Here is a 1,111-nt window from a genome sequence, read left to right as displayed (position 1 = left end):
AACTCCCATAAAGCCGTTAATCATTATTGTGGAACCGTCATTTATAAACTTGACGGCTTCGCTTATGCTTATTAATTTATTCATTTAAGACCCCCTTTTAATTATCTTAACAGTCACAATTCTTTGCTTTCTTATATTTACATAACGCTGATATGAAATTTATGATTTGATTTACAATAGCATATTTAAATTTTAACAATCTTATTTGAAATACAGAAATACCTTGTAAGAATAACCCTTATTCATATAGGCTATAAATGAATATTAAACTTATATAAATTAGGATACAGACAAGGTCGCGCCCATGCCGGGCGCACCAAAAAAAAGGCATTCATATGCCTTAAAACATATGAATGCTTTTTTTAAAAATTTTATTATGGCTTTTTTGCATTTACTTTTTGCATTTGGCTGTTACAAGGCAGAATTCCTTTTTAACGGTTGCAATGACTTCAAACTCAATCAGTACGCATACCTTTATTATTCCGCATGTATCTATATTTTCAAATTTTACCTGCTTGCACTCTGCCTTGCATATGACAAGATGAGGCTTGGATTTCGCAAAATCTACCAGCCCATAACCATCGCATTTGCAGTCTGTAAACGGGAAGGGAATGCACTTGTCAAAGCTGAAGGTTTTGCATATTACATGCTTGAAGCCCCATACGGTAGTATATTCCACAGTAACCTTATAGCAAATGGTGGCAATCCATCCCTTGCTTCCTGCATGTGCGCATATATCCTTGCTTATTATATCGACTTCACACTTGTTGACGCACTTTATGCATTTCCATACCTTTGCCGCATTCTCAATAACATGGCTCTTAAAATCCTTAAATATTATCTTGTCAACCAGAGCATCTACTGTGCAAGGCTCAGGAATTTTACAGTCATCTTTTTTGAAGGGCACATTACATTCCGCCTCACACCATTCATCCCCGCATATATCCTTGCAAGGGTCCTTGCAGAAATCGTCCTTGCAGGGGTCCTTACAGAAGTTATCCTTGCAGGGGTCCTTGCAGAAGTTATCCTTGCAGGGGTCCTTGCAGAAGTTATCCTTGCAGGGGTCCTTGCAGAAGTTATCCTTGCAGGGGTCCTTGCAGAAGTTATCCTT

The 1,111-nt window shown here is 37.9% G+C and carries 1 protein-coding gene; it reads right to left on the bottom strand.

The annotated features are described in order from the left end of the window. Positions 1–391 precede the first annotated feature (391 nt). The coding region (locus DFR58_RS22070) for a hypothetical protein (protein ID WP_479722756.1) at positions 392–1,111 on the bottom strand (720 nt) is incomplete at its 5' end.

The sequence above is a fragment of the Anaerobacterium chartisolvens genome (assembly GCF_003337415.1).
Taxonomy (GTDB): Bacteria; Bacillota; Clostridia; order Acetivibrionales; family DSM-27016; genus Anaerobacterium; species Anaerobacterium chartisolvens.
This window is presented reverse-complemented; position numbering and strand designations above follow the sequence as displayed.